Source organism: Arthrobacter sp. 05T444, assembly GCF_056395905.1.
On record NZ_JBFTKK010000001.1, the window covers coordinates 50,892 to 67,327 of the forward strand.

Here is a 16,436-nt window from a genome sequence, read left to right on the forward strand (position 1 = left end):
CGCTAGAGCCAGCCCTTCCGCTTGAAGATGGCGTACATCAGCCCGGCGGTGCCCGCCATCAGCCCGATCGCCATGGGATACCCGAAGACCCAGTGCAACTCGGGCATGTGGTCGAAGTTCATGCCGTACACACCCGCCACGAACGACGGCGCGAAGAAGATCGCGGCCCAGGACGAGATCTTCTTTACTTGCTCGTTCTGCTCAGCGCTCGCCTCATTTTGCCGGTTGGCCGTCAGCGTCCCGTCAAGCGTGAGGGCGTTCTGCAGGAGGTCCCGGAAAGAGTTGGCCCGGGAAATCACCCGCTCCACATGGTCCTCCACATCCCGCAGGCTGTGCTGGAGGTCCGTGTCCACCACATACTTTTCGAATCCCCGTTTCAGCTGCTGCATCATCTCGGGCAGGGGATGGATGGCGCGCTGGAACTGGATGACCTCGCGGGCCAGCTCATAAATGCGCCGCGACACCGTGGAGTCGCCGGCGAACAGCTGGTCCTCAATCTCGTCGATGTCGTTTTCCAGACCGGCCACCACCGGAGCGTAGTCGTCCACCACCTTGTCCAGGAGCGCGTACAGCACAGCTTCCGGACCGTGGCGGAGGAGATCAGGCCTCGCCTCCAGCCGGCGCCGGACCTGCCCAACGCCGGACATCTCCGCGTGCCGGATGGTCACCACGAAGTTCTTGCCCGTGAAGATGTGCAGTTCGCCGAACTCCACGGTCTCCGTGTCGTCGATGTAGCGCGCAGGCCTCAGTACCGTGAAAAGGTTGTCGCCGTAACGCTCCAGCTTCGGCCGCTGGTGGGCCGAGATGGCATCTTCGACCGCGAGCTCATGGAGGCCGAATTCCGCGGCGACGGCAGCCATTTCGGGTTCTGTCGGCCGATAGAGCCCGATCCAGGCCAGGCCGCCGTGGGCTGACAGCGTCTCAAAGGTCTGCTCAAGGCTTTCGGGTTCTGCCCTGCGGATCCCGTCAACGTAGACGGCGTTGTCGATGATGGTCACGGTGTGCGGCTTCCTGTCCGACCGTTCAGGACATCGCGCCGATGATGACACCGGCGGCAGTCACGGCTAGCACATCATGGCCGGAATCGATGAGGGTCACGGCCGCAGGGCGTCCGGCGAAGCCGTTGTGGACGACGTGGCCTCCAGCGCGGAAAACAACAGCCAGCACGAAGGCAAACAGGCCGCCCGCCAGGGCGTTGTGCAGCCCCAGCTTGCTGATCAGCACAGCGAGCAGGACGGCCGTCAGGGCGGCAGCCACCATCATGGGCACCCAGATGCCGGCGCCGCCCTCGGCGTTCTTCAGGTCGTCTTCGGTCTTGCCGAGCGCCGCCATCCACCTGTTGCCCAGCACTGCGGGAAGGTACCAGACAAAGCCGATGGCCATGCTGGCGACGAAGGCAAGCAGCACGGCGAGCCAGTTGATCTGGGAAACATACGAGAGCCAATCCATCTTCGAATCCTATTCCCCAAGGCGGCGGTCGGCCGCGCGGCCAGCCGCCGGCCGCGCCGGCGGGCCTGGAGTGCCCGGAACTGCAGCTCCCTGGGCACCGGCTCCCTGGGCCAGACGGCTGATCAGCGGTTCCGTCCGGTACGGGATGTGCGTGTGAAGCGCCAGGACGGTTTCCGTCCGGATGACCCCTTTGATCCGGAGGATCGAACGGAGGGCGGCCTGCAGGTTATGCGTATCCGTGGCCACCACCCGGCACCAGACGTCGCCCCGGCCGGAAATTTCGTGCACCTCCAGGACCTGGGGAAGGAGGCGCAGGGCGCCCACAACGCCGTCGAGTTCGCGGTGGGTCACCTCGATCGTCACGAAAGCGACGACGTCGTACCCCACCGACTCGAGGTCGATTTCCCGGCCGCCGTCGTGAAGTATGCCGGAGCGCAGCATCCGGCGCACGCGCGACTGTGCTGTGTTCCGCGCAATGCCCAGTTTGTCGCTCAGTTCGCCGATCTGGACCCGCGGATCACGGACCAGTTCCAGCAGAATCCTGAGGTCGGTAGGGTCCAGGCTGTTCAAATCATCACTCCGGTTCACTTCTGCGTTAGAAAATTGACTGTTTTGCTCAATTTTCCCACGAAAGAGGGTTCCGGTACGCACTCCTGCCTCATTCTTTAGGTATCCATTCTCATTCGCGGCGGACGCTCCCACAAGGAGCCGGAGCCGCGGGACACAGGCAAGGGCACGGGTATGACCGTCCTCAGCGAACTTCGAATGCGACCGGCCGCCGCCAGCCGGTGGGGTTGGGATGCTTCCAACACCGCACGGCTTGCGATGGCCGGCGTGGTGATTTTCACGCTGCTGGTGGGGGCCAATCTGGCAACGCCGCTGTACCCTCTGCTGCAGGCAACGCTCGGTCTCAGCTCCTTCGACATCACGGTGGCATTTTCCGTCTACGTCCTCGCCCTCGTGTCCACCCTTATGCTGGCGGGACACTGGTCGGACCACATCGGACGCCGCGCAGCACTGCTGCTCGCTGTGCTGACGGGGCTGGCGGGTGCCTTCGTCTTCGCCCACGCGGACAGCCTTGCGGCGCTTTCGGCGGGGCGGGCCCTCCAGGGCGTGGCCGTGGCCCTGGCCACGGGCGCCAGCTCCGCCGCGCTGCGCGAACTGCTCCCGGCGCGGCCCGAGTGGGCCTCACGCTTCACCCTTCTGGCCTCTGCCGGGGGAGTCGCGGCCGGTCCGGCCATCGGGGGAGTCCTGTCGCTCCTCCCCGGCCCCACCTCCACGCCCTACTTCATTCACTCCCTGGTCCTGCTGGCACTCTTGGTCCCGCTGTACCTGCTCCGCGCCCGTCCCGCCATCAAGCCGGCTGAGGGACCGAGGCCGCTTCGGGCCCTCGCGCCCCGACGCCCCTCGGTGTCGGAGGAGGCGCGCGGCGCGTTCTGGCTGGCCGCCGCCGTCGGGTTCCTGAGCTTCACCGTCTTTGGCTTCTGCCTCTCACTGGCGCCCGGCTACTTCGCCCGGATCCTCAGCATTGATTCCCGGCCGCTCATCGGCGTCCTGTCCGGACTCACCCTCGGCGCATCAGCCTTGAGCCAGCTGCTCAGTGTCCGCGGCCGGTTCGCGGTTCCGGCAGGGCTGGCCCTGCTTGGAGGGTCGGTAATGTTCATCGCCGCCGCGGCGTCCTGGAGCAACTCCTGGCTGCTGGTCGGTGCCAGCCTGGCCGCCGGCGTCGGCCAGGGCATCGCCTTCCGCACCGTGTTCAACGACGTGGCAGGCAAGGTGGAAGCCTCCCGTCACGCCCAGATCATCAGCACGGTGTACGTGATCACGTACCTCGGCAGTGCAGTCCCGGTGGTCGGGCTGGGAATCGCGACGGCGGCCTACGGGCTTGAGGGGGCCGTCGCCGGATTCGTCGTGCTCTGCGGCATTGCGGCCGGGACGCTTGCTGCGGTCACGCTGCGCCAGTCCCTTCGGGACGCCTGACGGGGACGCCTGACGGGGCGGCGTTTTGCTGCCTGCGGCGGTAACGCCTAGTCCTGCTCCGGAAGCGGCCCGTGGTTGCCCTGCATGTGGTCGAACACCAGCGTGGTTTCGGTATGTCCCACCACAGGATCTGTGGCGAGGTTGTCCAGGACCCAGTCGCGGAGGTCCTCGGTGGTGGCGACGGCGATGTGCAGCAAGTAGTCCACCGAGCCGGAGGTGTGGAACGTCGACAGCACTGCCGGCAGCCTGGGGACGCGGGCCGTAAAACGGTCGATCTGCTCGCGGTCGTGGGCGCGGAGCCGGACGGCGATCAGGGCCTGGACGGAGCGGCCGATTGCGGACAGGCTCAGTTTGGCCTCAAACCCCTGGATGATGCCGCGCTCGGAGAGTGCCCTGGTGCGCATCAGTGCCGTCGACGGGGCGATACCCACCAGTTCGGCAAGCTGCTTGTTGGAGATCCGGGCGTCGTCAACCAACGCGGCCAGCAACCGTTCGTCGATGGCGTCCAGCGGCTCGGCATTTCCCGATCCAGGCCGAATATTCTTCGCGTTCGTGGTCACGGATCCTCCTCGAAGTGTTCTCCGTTCATCATAGTCGCGGCTTTCCGGCCGATCCATTCACAAGGACTGTATATCTCCGAATATTTGCCAGATACTCGCGGCGTTCAATGGCGAATAATTCACAAGGAGCAGAATGCGTTCTCTCGACTCACTGGCAGTCCACGCCGGCCGCGACGGGCTCACAGGCCAGGGTATCCATGCGGTGCCCATCGACCTTTCCACCACGGCTCCGCTGCCCTCGGTCGCGGACGCCGGCCTCGCCTACGAGCAGATGGGGTGCCGCCCTGGTGCTGCACAGTGCAACCAAGTTCATGGGAGGCCATGGTGATGCCATGGGCGGTGTAGTGGGGTCTTCGCCGGAGTGGGCCACCCGCCTCCGTCAAGTCAGGGCCGTCACCGGCGGCATCCTCACACCGTGGCCGGCCTACCTCCTTCACCGCGGACTTGCTACGCTGCCCGTCCGGGTGCGGGCGCAGCAGTCCACCGCCCACAAGGTGGCCGCCGGGTTGGCGGAACATGAGCTGGTGCGCACGGTCCGCTACCCGGGCCTTCCCGAAGGTGATCCCCACGGGCTGGTGGGAACGCAGATGTCCGGGCCCGGTTCCCTGCTCGCCTTTGAACTGCGCAGCGCCGAACATGCCGGGCGGGTCCCTGCCGCCGTCCGGATGATCACCCACGCGGTGTCCCTTGGCGGCGTCGACACGCTCATCCAGCACCCGGCAGGCCTCACGCACCGCCCGGTGGCCCCGGAGGCCAAGCCGCACGCCAGCCTCCTCCGGGTCTCGGTGGGGCTCGAAGACGCCACGGACATTCTCGGAGACCTGGTCCAGGCCATCGAAGGGACCCGCTAGCCGCCGGCTGCCGGGTTCTCCTGTCCGGCCGCCTGCCGCCCGCGCTCCCTGTGGTGCGGGCGGCGGCCGGTACCGCCCGCCGCGGCGGGATGCACGACGGCGGTGATCACCGCCGTCGTGCATCCCAGCACAATCACGGTGACGGCGAGGGCCGTCCAGCCGAGGGACTGGTAGACCAGGCCGCCGGCCCAGCCGATGATGCTGGACCCCAGGTAGTAGGCGAGGTTGTATAGCGACGCGGCCTGCGCCCGGCCGGTGACGGCGATGGCACCCGTCCAGCCCGCTCCGATGCTGTGGGCGGCGAAGAAGCCTCCGGTGAAAATGAGCAGCCCTGCCAGGATGAGGACGAGCACCTGGGTGAGGGTGAGGGCCATGCCCGCCGCCATCAGGACGATGCCCGCCAGCAGCACGGAGCGCCGGCCGAAGCGCAGTGTCAGCCCGCCCGCCCAGCGCGACGTCACGGTCCCGGACAGGTAGGCGAGGAAGATCAGGCTGATGACGGTGGCCGGAAGGCTGAAGGGTTCCCCGGAGAGCCGGAATCCGAGGTAGTTGTAGACGGCCACGAAGCCGCCCATCAGGAGGAACGCCTGGACGTAGAGTGCCAGCAGGCGCGGATTGCGTACGTGGCCGCCCAGCGTCCGCGCGGCTCCCCGGAGGCCCTTGGCCGGAACGGCCCTGAAGCCGCGGGCCTTCGGCACAAGGACCAGGAACAAGACAGCGGCGACGGTGGCCAGCGCGGAGACTGCGAGGGCGGCGGCGCGCCAGCCCCACAGCTCGCCGACCGGCCCGGCCACCAGCCGTCCGGCCAGTCCGCCCAGGGTGGTTCCGGCCACATAGCTGCCGGCGGCCATGGCGGCATGGGCCTTGTTGATTTCCTCGTTCAGGTAGGCGATCGCAATCGCGGGGATGCCGCCCAGTGCCATGCCTTCCAGCATCCGGAGTCCAAGGAGCAAGGGGAACGACGTAGCCAGCGGAACGAGCAGCCCCAGCGCGGTGGCGGCGCAGATGCCCCAGGTCATCGCCCGGACGCGTCCGATTCTGTCGGCCAGGAACGACCAGGGGATGACGGTGAGCGCCAGCCCCACCGTGGCCAGTGAAATGGTCAGCGCGGCCTCGGCCGCCGTCACCCCGAGCTCCCTGGACATCAGCGGCAGCACCGCCTGCGTGGAGTAGAGCTGCGCGAAGGTTGCCACACCCGCAAAGGCAAGCCCGGCGAGGACCTTGCCGTACGCGGCCGAACCCTTTGGATGACCCTCCCACAGCGCTTGCGGAGCGGAACCGGATTCAAAGCTGGGGTTCGGACTTTGGGGCATTGGCATTCTTCCAGCGTAGATCTACCCTGATTTAGCATCCAATGCATGATTCAGTGCGGATTCATGCACTAACGCACGTATTTCGATCCGGGGAGCCATGGATATTCAGCACAAGCAACTGGCCCAGCTGCTGCCCATTCTGCCGGTGCTGGCGGAACTCGGCCGCACGCAGCACATCACAGAAACGGCCGAGCTGCTCGGCGTTCCGCAATCCACGGTGAGCCGGGCGATGGCCCGCGCCAGCGCCGCGGTGGGCACGGAGCTGCTCATCCGCGAGGGCCGGGGTGTCCGCCTCACGCCCGCCGCCAAGGCCCTGCTCCCGTACATCGAGTCCGCGCTCGCAGAATTCCGGACCGGTCTTGATCTGGTGCAACACGAATCCGAGGTGGTCCGCGGCCGGATCGCGGTGACCTTCCAGCACACCTTCGGCGAGGCCACCCTGCCGCTGCTGATCAGCGCGTTCCGGAACCGTCACCCGCAGGCGGAATTTGACCTCAGCCAGGGATCCAGGGACAGCTGTCTCGCGGAGCTCGCCTCTGGAACGGCAGATCTCGCCCTGACGGCCCCGGTGGCTGTTGCCAGCCGGAGCATCGGTTCGGCCGCTCTCTACAGGGAGCCGCTTCGGCTCGTGGTGCATCGCCGGCACCGCCTTGCCGGCCGGCAGGCGGCAGCGGTGGGGGATATCAGGAGGGACCCCTTTGTTGCCATGGGGCCCGGATACGGCATGCGGTCCCTCACGGATGCGATGTTCCGCGAAGCCGGCTTCCGCCCCCGGATCGCCTTCGAAAGCCAGGATTCCCACACTGTCCGCGGTCTGGTCTCAGCCGGACTGGGGGTGAGTATCCTGCCGCCGGGCGGCGGTGCAGGTCCAGGCACAGCGGCCAGTACCGGAGATTTGGGCTGGGTGGAGATACCGCTGGAATCGGAACTGGCGTACCGCGAAATCGGCCTCGCCTGGCGCGAGCGCCGAGGGCGCGATTCCGAGCCAGATCCTGTGCGCCTCTTCCGCGAACTCGTACTCGGGGAAGGCCCGGCGCTGTTGGCCGGGCTGGTCTCTGCCCCCTCGGGTGTGTGACCCTTCATCGGGATACAGCGTTCATCGGGGCGTGAGATCCAGGCGCTCAGGTAGCGTCAGAGCGCCTGTTGAGTCGGAGAGCCTGTTGAGTCAGAGTGCCTGTTGAGTCAGAGTGCCTGGATCTCACTCCTCGGCGAGAAGACGGCTCATGACGTCGGCCACGGGGCCCGGCCGGGCGCTCTGCCAGCCCGTTCCCGCCCACAGGTTCAGGCGTTCCGCGTCCCCTGCTGCAGCGGCAGCGGCCCGGATGGGCGCAGTGAGGTGGTGGATGGCCGGGTAGCCGTCCGGGGCGTCCTGATGGTCCCGCACGAACGCGTTGACCAGGGCACGCGCGTAGCGGCCGGTGAAAGCGCGCGTCGGCTGCGTCTCCGTGAACCGGTCAGCCCCCAGCGCGTCCTTGTGCAGTTGCCGGGCACCGCTTTCGTCCGTCCGCAGGAGGGCTGTGCCCACCTGCACCGCTTCCGCGCCGGCAGCGAGTGCCGACCCCACCGCCGCAGCATCGGACACGGCACCGGCAGCCACCAGCGGAAGGCCGACGGCGGCGCGCACCTGCAGGACCAGCGCCGCCGTCGTGGACGGGACGCTGCTCCGGGCAGTGTCCGCCAGGAAGGCGCCGCTGTGAGCACCGGCGCTGCCGTGCTGCACGACGAGCGCGTCCACGCCGCGGTCCGCGGCGAGCGCCGCTTCAGCCGTACTCGTGACCGTGGCAAGGACTGTGGAGCCGGCCTTGCGGAGCCCGGCGATGACGCGGGCGTCGGGCAACCCGAAGGTGAAGCTGACAAATTCGGCAGGATGGAGCAGCAGTTCGTCGATCTTGTGCTGCCAGCCATCATCGTCGCCGAGGATCAGAGGCGGAACCTCGACGCCATAGCGGGCGGCATCAGCGGCAAGGCGGTCGCGGTAGTGCTCCAGCAGTGCCACGGCCGCGGGGGAGGGCTGCAGCTGCTGGGGATCCGGGACAAAAACATTCATGCCGAACCGGACGCCGGCCGCGCGGGCGACCCGCATCTCATCGCTCATGGCCGCAACCGACTTGTACCCGGCTGCTAGGAAGCCGAGACCGCCGGAGCGGTGGACGGCCTCAACGAAGCGGGTGGTGGACGTGCCGCCGGCCATGGGCGCTGCGATGATCCGGGTGCCAAATATGCCGTGGGACATTGCCTGCTCCTCGAGACGCTTCAGTAGGCTGTTGGGGTGACTGACTCTGACAACCTACCCGATGCCCTGTCTGTTCCCTCCGGCAGCGCTGTTCCTTCTTCCGGGGCAGCTGCTTCCGCGGATGCCCTTCCTCTTGCCGGTGCTGTCCCCTCCGCGGGCGTCGTGATCGGCCTGGACATCGGCGGCACCAAGACGCGGGGCGTCCGCTTCGAGAACGGCAAGCCCGTCGCCGACGAAATCGTCGGCAGCTCCAACGTCCAGAACGTCAGCCGCGACGAAGCGGCGTCGCATCTGGCGGAGCTGTTCGCAAAAATTGGCCAGGGACCCGTGGCCTTCGTTTACGCAGGGGCCGGCGGCATCGACACCGCTGAGGACGCGGCCGCGCTGGCTGCTCTCATCGAGCCCCACGTGCCGGGTGCCAGGATCACAGTGGTCCATGACTCCCGCCTGCTGCTGGCGGCCGGCGGGGCGAGCGAGGGGGTGGCTGTCATCGCGGGCACCGGCTCGGCGGCCTGGGGCCGGAACGGGCTGGGTGAAGAGGCGCGGGCCGGCGGCTGGGGTTATCTCCTCGGCGACGAAGGCAGCGGCTACTGGCTGGGCCGGGAAGCCGTCCGCCACAGCCTGCGCCGCATGAACCAGGGGCTGGAGCCGGACGCGCTCACGCGTGCCCTCCTGGAGTCCTGCGGCCTTGACGAGCCCAACAAGCTGATCGCCCTGTTCCATTCGCCTGCCACGGGACGCCGATACTGGGCCCAGCAGGCCCGGCTGGTGGTGGAGGCCGCAGACGCCGGCCACGGGGTCAGCCAGGGGCTCGTCGACCAGGCGGGCAGGGACCTGGCCGAGATGGCCGCGCAGGTCCTCCGGCAACTGAAGCTCGAGGGCCCTGTCATTCTGGGAAGCGGACTGGGCATGAACGTCGTCCGGCTTCAGGACTCGTTCAGGAACCACCTCGCTGCGGCCGGCGTCACGGACGTCCGCGTGCTGGACCGGGAGCCCGTCTTCGGTGTTCTGCAGCTCGTCGGCGAACTGGGGTGACGGAGAAACCGGTTCCAACGAACGGTGTCAGGCGCGCGTCCGCGGCTTGAGCTGCACGCCGGGCAGCGGGGGCGCGGGAATGCGGCCGGCCTCGCGCCCGGCGTCAGGACCGTGGCCCCGGACGAGTCCGAAGCGGGCGGCTTCGGCAGCGGCGTCCGGCATCGTGGCCTGCGCTTCCCACTCCGCCCTGGCCTGCGCCACCTCGTCATGGGTCCTGCCCACGAAGTTCCACCACATGAGGAGTTCCTCCTCGAGGGGCTCACCGCCAATCAGGAGGAAGCGCGTACCCGGCAGAGCGTCCACCCGGAGCAGTTCGCGGCCGGCCCCCAGGTAGCCCAGCGGCCCGGGCCCGATCTGCTGCCCATCCACCGTCAGGCCGCCGTCGAGCACCAGGACCGCGTGCTCGAACTCCGGTTCCAGCGGGAGGCCCGCGGGGCCGTCGCACCGGACATCCGCGCCGACAATCGGCGTGTACATGGTGGCGGGGGACGTGCCGCCGGCGAACGTGCCCACCATCACCGTGGCGGTGTAGCCAGGACCCCGGACGGTGGGGAGGTTGCGGTGCTGTTCGAAGGCCGGAGGACGGTGCCGTTCGGCATCCGGCAAAGCCACCCAGAGCTGGAGGCCGCGCTGCAGCGGAAGCTGCGCGCCGCCGTCGTGAGTTTGGCTGCCGTCGCCTTCCGGAGCGCCTTCCGCCGCGCCACTCTCAGCAGGCAGCACGGCGAACTCTGAATGCGAGACACCGTGGCCGGCGGTCATGATGTTGAGTTCGCCCGGGCGCACGATCACGTCGCTGCCCACGCTGTCCCGGTGGCGGATGTGTCCCGCGAGCGGCCAGGTGACGGTCTGAAGCCCGGTGTGCGGGTGCGGCAGGACGGACATCGCTATCCGGTCCGGACCGAAGCTGTCCAGGAAACACCAGGCCCCCACGGTGGGCAGGCCTCGCTGCGGCAGGGTGCGGAGCACGTTCATGGCGCGGACACCGCCGAGCGGCACCTCACGCGCTGGCCAGAGCTGCACGCACGGACCGGTGCCCGTCCCGGCGTCGGGTCCTGCGGGCGGGCACACTTCCTCCTGGGGGAGGACCTCCAGATTCGTCACAGTCCCACTCTAGGACCGCCGCACCCCGGGGCATAGCTCCGGGCTAGGCTGACTCCATGAGCGTTCTCTTCGATACCCGCCCTGCTGCCTACGCGGTCATCATCCGCGATGACGCCATCCTGCTGGCGTACTGGAAGCAGGACGGCAAGGAGGGCTGGACGCTTCCCGGCGGCGGCCTGGACCTCGCCGAGCATCCGGTGGACGGCTGCATCCGGGAAGTCTTTGAGGAAACCGGCTACCACGCCGAGATCGGTTCCATGCTGGGCATCGATGTGGGCCACTGGCCGGCCGGAACACGGCTGGACGGCATCGACAGGGATTTCCAGGCCCTCCGCCTTGTCTACGAGGCCCGGGTGACCGGCGGGGAACTCAGCCACGAAGTGGACGGTACCACCACTCATGCCGCGTGGATACCGCTCCCCGAGGTCGGCTCGCTGAACAGGGTCTCGCTGGTGGATGCGGCGCTGCGGCTCTTCCGGGAGCGTCCCGCCAACGGCAAGCTTGACTGATGCTTCGGCTGCGGCGTTTGCCTGGCCAGAATTTCCTCAGAAAAGTTTCCTGACCAAAGTTTCCTGACAACATTTCCCTAGCCAAGCCGGGAACCGGCTGGCTATCCTAGGGGGAGCTTCCGGACAGGTGATCCGGCACCGAACGCAAAAACGGGGAGGTGGACCTGATGACTGCAGAATTCCTGTGCGCGCCGCGCACCAGCAAAGTCTCCTTCATTAATCCTGCCCCGATATTGCGCACCGCCTAACGGCAGTCAGCGCAGCCTTCCCCCCTCCATCCGTTGGCCTGAGCGACAAATGCCAGGACATTTGATGGGCAACGACGGAACGCACAAGACGGCCGATGCGGTGCCAGGGGCCCACCCTGAGGTTCACAGTGAAAATATCTTCCGGCCCTTTAGCGGCCGCAGTGCAGCAATCAACCAACAGTTCCAGTTCAAGCCATGGTTCCAGTTCAAGCCACAATTCCGATCCGACCCCGAGCCACGGCGAAGCGGCAACCCCTATTGCCGGCACCGAAAAGCTGAGGGGACCCGTGCAGTTTGGCTTTACGGAGAGTGCCGCCGTGCGCTTCAGGGCCCACCCGGCAGGCGGCGGACAGACGCCGGGCCGGGTTGTGCGGGTGGACCGCAACCGCCTTCTCGTCGCAACGGCAGACGGTCAGATGAGCGTGCCCTACCCGTCTGCCGGACCGGTGCCGGCCACCGGCGACTGGGTCTGGCTCGGGCCCATCCATGCCGGTGGACCCGGTGTCGCGGCCGTGCTTCCGCGCACGTCCGAGCTGAGCCGCAAGCGGGCATTCGAAGCGTCCTCTGACGCGCAGGTTCTCGGCGCCAACATTGACGTGGTTGGCGTGGTGGTCCCGGTGGACCGGCCGCTGACCCACAACAGGCTGGAGCGGACCCTTGTGGCCGCCTGGGATTCCGGTGCCGTGCCCCTGGTGATCATCACGAAGGCCGATCTGTCCGACCTGGCGGATGACGTCGTGGGAAAGGTGATCCTGCAGGCCGCCGGAGTGGACGTGGTGACCACCTCCGCGGAGCAGGGCGACGGCCTGGACGAGCTGCTGGCCCATGTGCCGCCGGGCGGGACGCTCGTGTTGCTCGGGCCGTCCGGGGCCGGAAAGTCCACGCTCATCAACGCGCTCGCCGGCCACGAGGTCCAGTCCACCGGGGAAGTGCGCGCCGCGGACGGGAAGGGAAAGCACACCACCACGTCGCGGGAGCTGGTGCCGCTGCCCGGCGGTGCAGTGCTCATGGACACGCCCGGCGTCCGCGGCTTTGGCCTCTTTGATGCCGATGACGGCATGGGCGAGATGTTCGGTGATCTGGCGGAACTCTTCAGGCAGTGCCGTTTTTCCGACTGTGCCCATGACCGGGAGCCTGACTGCGCAGTCCGGACCGCGCTCGACGACGGCTCCCTCGATCCCAGGAGGTGGGCGAGTTACCTGAAGCTGCAGCGTGAACTGGCGGCCCTGAACCGGCGCCACGACGCCGCGGCACGGAGGGCGTACCAGCGTGAATGGCACCAGAAGGTCGCCGTGGCGGCCAGAACCCAGCGCGCAGGTGACCGGCCCAGGAAACGCTGACCCATCCCAACCCGCGTTGTCTCCGAATGGTTACGGTATCCGCGTCGGCGGTTACATTGCTGCGGGCACTGGTTACGCTTTGTCAAGACGTGCTTTACACCTAAAAATGGGCGGGCTTATGATCAGCTCGCTTCACCGTCCAAAGTTGCCGCCAACAGTTAGGTAAGCCAGGGAATGGCCGAAGCCATGATTGAGTTCGAGAGCGTCACCAAGAGGTACCAGAGCGGACAGCCGGCAGTGGACCAGTTGAGCATGTCCATCGACAAAGGCTCCATCACGGTGTTCGTCGGACCATCAGGCTGCGGCAAGACGACATCCCTGCGCATGATCAACCGGATGGTTGAGCCCACGTCCGGAACCATCACCGTGGACGGCAAAGACGTCACATCCGTTCCGGCGGCAGAACTGCGGCGGTCCATGGGGTACGTTATGCAGTCCTCCGGGCTCATGCCGCACCGGTCGGTCCTGGACAACATCGCTACCGTGCCGCGCCTGAACGGCGTGTCCAAAGCCGACGCCCGCAAACGGGCGGAGGAACTGCTCGACGTCGTCGGGCTGGCGTCGATGCTCGGGAAGCGGTATCCGTCGCAGCTCTCCGGCGGCCAGCAGCAGCGCGTCGGCGTGGCCCGCGCGCTCGCCGCCGACCCGCCGGTTCTGCTCATGGACGAGCCCTTCAGCGCGGTGGATCCCGTGGTGCGGGACGAGCTCCAGCACGAGCTGCTGCGGCTGCAGCGAGATCTGGCGAAGACGATTGTCTTTGTCACCCATGACATCGACGAGGCGACAGTCCTGGGGGACAAGGTGGCGGTCTTCGCCGTCGGCGGCAAACTGGCGCAATACGCGACGCCGGAGGAGATCCTGCGGGCCCCCGCCAACGAGTTTGTTGCTTCCTTCGTGGGCCGCGACCGCGGGTTCCGGCACCTGGCCTTCACCGCGGCCGACGGCGTGACCATCCATCCTGTGCCGACTGTCACCAGGGGCGGCAACAGCTCAGCCCCGCTGGCGGATTCTTCTGACGGCTGGCGCCTGGTGGTGGACCAGGAGTCGCGGCCGCTGGGTTGGGAAAGCCCGGACCGTGATGCGGAGCTCATCCCCGGCGGTTCGCTGTTCCGGTCCGGCGAGACGCTACGGCGGGCTCTGGACTCGGCACTCTCCTCCCCGTCAGGGCTGGGAGTCGCGGTGGACGGTGACGGACGGGTCGCGGGCGTGGTCAAGGCTGCCGAAGTGCTGGCCGTCATCGAGTCTGCCCGCCAGGTCCGGCAGGCCGCGCTCTGATGGACTGGTTCCTGGCCAACAACGGCATGGTCTTTGAACGGGCGGGGCAGCACCTGGTCCTGGCCCTGGTTCCGATGCTCCTTGGCCTGCTGATTTCCATTCCGCTGGCGCAGCTTTCACGCCGCCACACCGCGCTCAGGTCGCTCGTGAACACCATCAGTTCGCTGCTCTATACCATCCCCTCACTGGCGCTGTTCATCATCCTGCCGCCCCTGCTGGGGACCCGGATCCTGGACCCTGCGAACGTCGTAGTCGCCCTGACTATTTATGCGGTGGCGCTCCTGGTACGGGCCGCGATGGATGCCTTCGATTCGGTGGATGACGACCTCCGCCAGGCGGCTGTGGCCATGGGCTACAAGCCTGGCGCGCGCTTCCTGCAGATCGACCTGCCGCTGTCCCTGCCTGTCCTTTTTGCAGGTCTCCGCGTGGTCTCGGTCAGCAATATTTCGCTCGTCAGCGTGGCGGCGCTGCTCGGGGTGGGAAACCTGGGAATGCTGTTTACCGACGGACTGCAGCGCAACTTTGTCACCGAAGTGGTGGTGGGGATCGTTGCCATCCTGCTGCTGGCGCTGCTCATGGACGCGATCCTGGTTGTGCTGGAAAGGTTGCTCACACCGTGGACCCGGGCGTCGGCCGCCTCGCCGCGCTCCGATGTGAAAACGGGTGCTGAGTTCATCGCCGAGACGCACGTCCATGCGGGGGCGGGATCGTGAGCGACATCTTTACCGATACCTTCGCCTGGCTCGCGGATCCTAAGCACTGGTCCGGAAGCTCCGGAATCCCCGTGCGGCTGCTGGAGCACCTGCAGTACAGCGGCCTTGTGCTTGTCATCGCCGCGGCCATCGCCCTTCCCGTGGGGCTGTACATCGGGCACACCGGGAGGGGCCGGGTGGCAGCCGTGGCCGTGGCAGGTGCCCTGCGCGCCTTGCCGACGCTGGGACTCCTGGTGCTGTTCGCCCTGATTGCCGGCAGCGGGCTCATGCCACCGGTATGGGCGCTGGTGATCCTCACCGTCCCGCCGCTGCTGGCAGGTACCTACGCGGGCATCTCGAGCGTGGACACCACGGTGGTGGACGCCGCACGCGCCATGGGCATGAAGGAACTGCAGATCCTGTTCAGCGTGGAGCTTCCCAACGGACTGCAGGTGATGTTCGGCGGCATCCGCACCGCCGTGCTCCAGGTCATCGCCACTGTCTCCGTGGTGGCCTACCTTCCGCTCGGCGGCCTCGGACGTTACCTGTTCGACGGGCTCGTCCTTCAGGACTTTCCGCGGATGCTGGCGGGCTCACTGCTGATCGCAGGCCTGGCAATCGCCGTCGACCTTATCCTGGCAGCAGCCCAGCGGCTGCTGGTGTCACCCGGACTTTCCACCCGTTCCAAGGGCGGCCGCAAGGCCGTCACCGATCTCACGGCTGCCGCACCCGCGGCGGCCGCTGTTCAAGGAGGCTCCCAATGAATCACCCCGTCCACACGACCATCACCCGCCGTGGCCTGGGCGGCCTGGCCGCTGGTGTCGGTATTGCCCTTGCCCTCTCCGCGTGCAGCAGCGGTAGTCCGCTGTCCTCACCGACCACCAGTGCGGGCAGTGCGGCCGCCGGCGGTTCCCTGGTGGTCGGTTCCGCAGACTTTCCCGAGAGCCAGATCATCGCCGAGATTTACGCCGGTGCCCTGAACGCTGCCGGTGTCACAGCAACCACAAAACCGAACATCGGCTCCCGGGAGATCTACTTCAAGGCTGTCCAGGACGGGTCCGTTGACGTTGTTCCGGACTACTCCGGTAACCTGCTGTCCTTTGTAAACACCGAGGCGCCCGAAGTTTCGGCGGACGACATCTTCAAGGCGTTGCCGGAAAAGCTTCCCAAGGGCGTCGCAGTCCTGGAACCTTCCAAGGCTGAGGACAAGGACGCCATGGTGGTCACCAAGGCCACCGCGGAAAAGTACCAGCTGAAGTCCATTGAAGACCTCGCCAAGGTCTGCAAGGACCTCACCATGGCAGCTCCGGCCACCTTCGAAACCCGGTCCTATGGATTCCCGGGCCTGAAGACGAACTATGGCTGCGAGCTCAAGGCTTTGAAGCCCTTCAGCGACGGCGGCGGAAACCTGACCCTGAAGGCCCTCCTGAATGATGAGGTCCAGGTGGCCGACATCTTCACCACCACACCGTCCATCGCCGACAACGACCTCGTGGTCCTGGAAGACCCCAAGAGCAACTTCAAGGCCCAGCAGGTGCTGCCGCTCTACAACGAGGCCAAGGTGACAGACAAGGCAAAGGAAGCGCTGAACAGTGTCTCAAAGACTCTCACCACGGAGGACCTTATCAACCTCAACCGGGCAGTGAGCGGCAGCCAGAAGCAGAACGCCAAGGACGCCGCAGCCGCCTGGCTCAAGGACAAGGGCATCGTCAAGTAAACCCTTTGCTGTCCTGCGCTGAAACAGCGGTACAGCACTTGAGCTAACGACGACGGCGGCTGCCGGACCCAGCTGGGGGTGCCGGCAGCCGCCGTCGGGGTTTAACGGACCTCAGCGGATGCGATGGTCCGGC

General features: G+C 67.1%; 18 protein-coding genes. 11 read left to right on the top strand and 7 right to left on the bottom strand.

Annotation, left to right across the window (positions count from 1 at the left end; genetic code table 11):
• Positions 1-2 precede the first annotated feature (2 nt).
• From corA to AC1DD3_RS00240, 3 genes are read right to left on the bottom strand one after another with little or no spacing between them, the layout of a single operon-like run.
• Positions 3-998, bottom strand: a complete 996-nt coding sequence (gene corA / locus AC1DD3_RS00230) for a magnesium/cobalt transporter CorA (RefSeq protein ID WP_230118648.1) — start codon at positions 996-998, stop codon at positions 3-5.
• Between the two features lie 25 nt (positions 999-1,023).
• Positions 1,024-1,449, bottom strand: coding sequence for a DUF1761 domain-containing protein (locus AC1DD3_RS00235; RefSeq protein ID WP_476874543.1), 426 nt, complete (start codon positions 1,447-1,449; stop codon positions 1,024-1,026).
• A 9-nt stretch (positions 1,450-1,458) separates the two neighbouring features.
• Positions 1,459-2,019 (bottom strand): Lrp/AsnC family transcriptional regulator, encoded by a 561-nt coding sequence (locus tag AC1DD3_RS00240; protein WP_230118650.1) that lies wholly within the window; start codon positions 2,017-2,019, stop codon positions 1,459-1,461.
• A 171-nt stretch (positions 2,020-2,190) separates the two neighbouring features.
• On the opposite strand from AC1DD3_RS00240, the gene AC1DD3_RS00245 reads away from it, so the two are divergent.
• Positions 2,191-3,429, top strand: a complete 1,239-nt coding sequence (locus AC1DD3_RS00245; protein WP_476880732.1) for an MFS transporter — start codon at positions 2,191-2,193, stop codon at positions 3,427-3,429.
• A gap of 47 nt (positions 3,430-3,476) precedes the next feature.
• On the opposite strand, the gene AC1DD3_RS00250 is transcribed toward AC1DD3_RS00245, so the two are convergent.
• The gene (locus AC1DD3_RS00250; protein WP_230118652.1) at positions 3,477-3,989 is read right to left on the bottom strand and encodes an Lrp/AsnC family transcriptional regulator; all 513 of its coding nucleotides are present in this window, start codon (positions 3,987-3,989) and stop codon (positions 3,477-3,479) included.
• Positions 3,990-4,122: 133 nt separating this feature from the next.
• On the opposite strand from AC1DD3_RS00250, the gene AC1DD3_RS00255 reads away from it, so the two are divergent.
• Positions 4,123-4,317 (top strand): hypothetical protein, encoded by a 195-nt coding sequence (locus tag AC1DD3_RS00255; protein WP_230118688.1) that lies wholly within the window; start codon positions 4,123-4,125, stop codon positions 4,315-4,317.
• 4 nt (positions 4,318-4,321) lie between these two features.
• A complete protein-coding gene (locus AC1DD3_RS00260; protein WP_476880733.1) occupies positions 4,322-4,840 on the top strand; it encodes a PLP-dependent transferase in 519 nt (172 codons plus the stop codon).
• Here AC1DD3_RS00260 and AC1DD3_RS00265 read toward each other — a convergent pair.
• The gene (locus AC1DD3_RS00265) at positions 4,837-6,153 is read right to left on the bottom strand and encodes an MFS transporter (protein ID WP_230118653.1); all 1,317 of its coding nucleotides are present in this window, start codon (positions 6,151-6,153) and stop codon (positions 4,837-4,839) included. The genes AC1DD3_RS00260 and AC1DD3_RS00265 overlap by 4 nt on opposite strands.
• 97 nt (positions 6,154-6,250) lie before the next feature.
• On the opposite strand from AC1DD3_RS00265, the gene AC1DD3_RS00270 reads away from it, so the two are divergent.
• Complete coding sequence (locus AC1DD3_RS00270; protein ID WP_230118654.1) at positions 6,251-7,228, top strand: LysR substrate-binding domain-containing protein; 978 nt, start codon at positions 6,251-6,253, stop codon at positions 7,226-7,228.
• A 123-nt stretch (positions 7,229-7,351) separates the two neighbouring features.
• On the opposite strand, the gene AC1DD3_RS00275 is transcribed toward AC1DD3_RS00270, so the two are convergent.
• Positions 7,352-8,386: a nitronate monooxygenase gene (locus AC1DD3_RS00275; protein ID WP_476880734.1), complete on the bottom strand. Its 1,035-nt coding sequence runs from the start codon at positions 8,384-8,386 to the stop codon at positions 7,352-7,354.
• A gap of 162 nt (positions 8,387-8,548) precedes the next feature.
• Between AC1DD3_RS00275 and AC1DD3_RS00280 the strand changes: the two genes are divergently transcribed.
• Entirely contained in the window at positions 8,549-9,421 is an 873-nt protein-coding gene (locus tag AC1DD3_RS00280) for an N-acetylglucosamine kinase (RefSeq protein ID WP_476880853.1), read from the top strand.
• A 27-nt stretch (positions 9,422-9,448) separates the two neighbouring features.
• On the opposite strand, the gene AC1DD3_RS00285 is transcribed toward AC1DD3_RS00280, so the two are convergent.
• Positions 9,449-10,522 (bottom strand): pirin family protein, encoded by a 1,074-nt coding sequence (locus AC1DD3_RS00285; RefSeq protein ID WP_230118656.1) that lies wholly within the window; start codon positions 10,520-10,522, stop codon positions 9,449-9,451.
• Positions 10,523-10,578: 56 nt separating this feature from the next.
• On the opposite strand from AC1DD3_RS00285, the gene AC1DD3_RS00290 reads away from it, so the two are divergent.
• The 6 genes from AC1DD3_RS00290 (at position 10,579) to AC1DD3_RS00315 (ending at position 16,303) form a co-directional block, all read left to right on the top strand.
• Positions 10,579-11,031 (top strand): NUDIX hydrolase, encoded by a 453-nt coding sequence (locus tag AC1DD3_RS00290; RefSeq protein WP_230118657.1) that lies wholly within the window; start codon positions 10,579-10,581, stop codon positions 11,029-11,031.
• 523 nt (positions 11,032-11,554) lie between these two features.
• Positions 11,555-12,619 carry a ribosome small subunit-dependent GTPase A gene (rsgA, locus tag AC1DD3_RS00295; RefSeq protein ID WP_476880854.1) on the top strand — a complete coding sequence of 355 codons (1,065 nt, stop codon included), beginning with the start codon at positions 11,555-11,557 and terminating at the stop codon, positions 12,617-12,619.
• Between the two features lie 174 nt (positions 12,620-12,793).
• Complete coding sequence (locus AC1DD3_RS00300; RefSeq protein WP_290369752.1) at positions 12,794-13,894, top strand: ABC transporter ATP-binding protein; 1,101 nt, start codon at positions 12,794-12,796, stop codon at positions 13,892-13,894.
• Positions 13,894-14,607 carry an ABC transporter permease gene (locus tag AC1DD3_RS00305; protein WP_230118659.1) on the top strand — a complete coding sequence of 238 codons (714 nt, stop codon included), beginning with the start codon at positions 13,894-13,896 and terminating at the stop codon, positions 14,605-14,607. Before AC1DD3_RS00300 ends, AC1DD3_RS00305 begins: the two co-directional genes overlap by 1 nt.
• The gene (locus tag AC1DD3_RS00310) at positions 14,604-15,350 is read left to right on the top strand and encodes an ABC transporter permease (protein ID WP_230118660.1); all 747 of its coding nucleotides are present in this window, start codon (positions 14,604-14,606) and stop codon (positions 15,348-15,350) included. Before AC1DD3_RS00305 ends, AC1DD3_RS00310 begins: the two co-directional genes overlap by 4 nt.
• Complete coding sequence (locus AC1DD3_RS00315; protein WP_230118661.1) at positions 15,347-16,303, top strand: ABC transporter substrate-binding protein; 957 nt, start codon at positions 15,347-15,349, stop codon at positions 16,301-16,303. Before AC1DD3_RS00310 ends, AC1DD3_RS00315 begins: the two co-directional genes overlap by 4 nt.
• Positions 16,304-16,436: the final 133 nt, after the last annotated feature.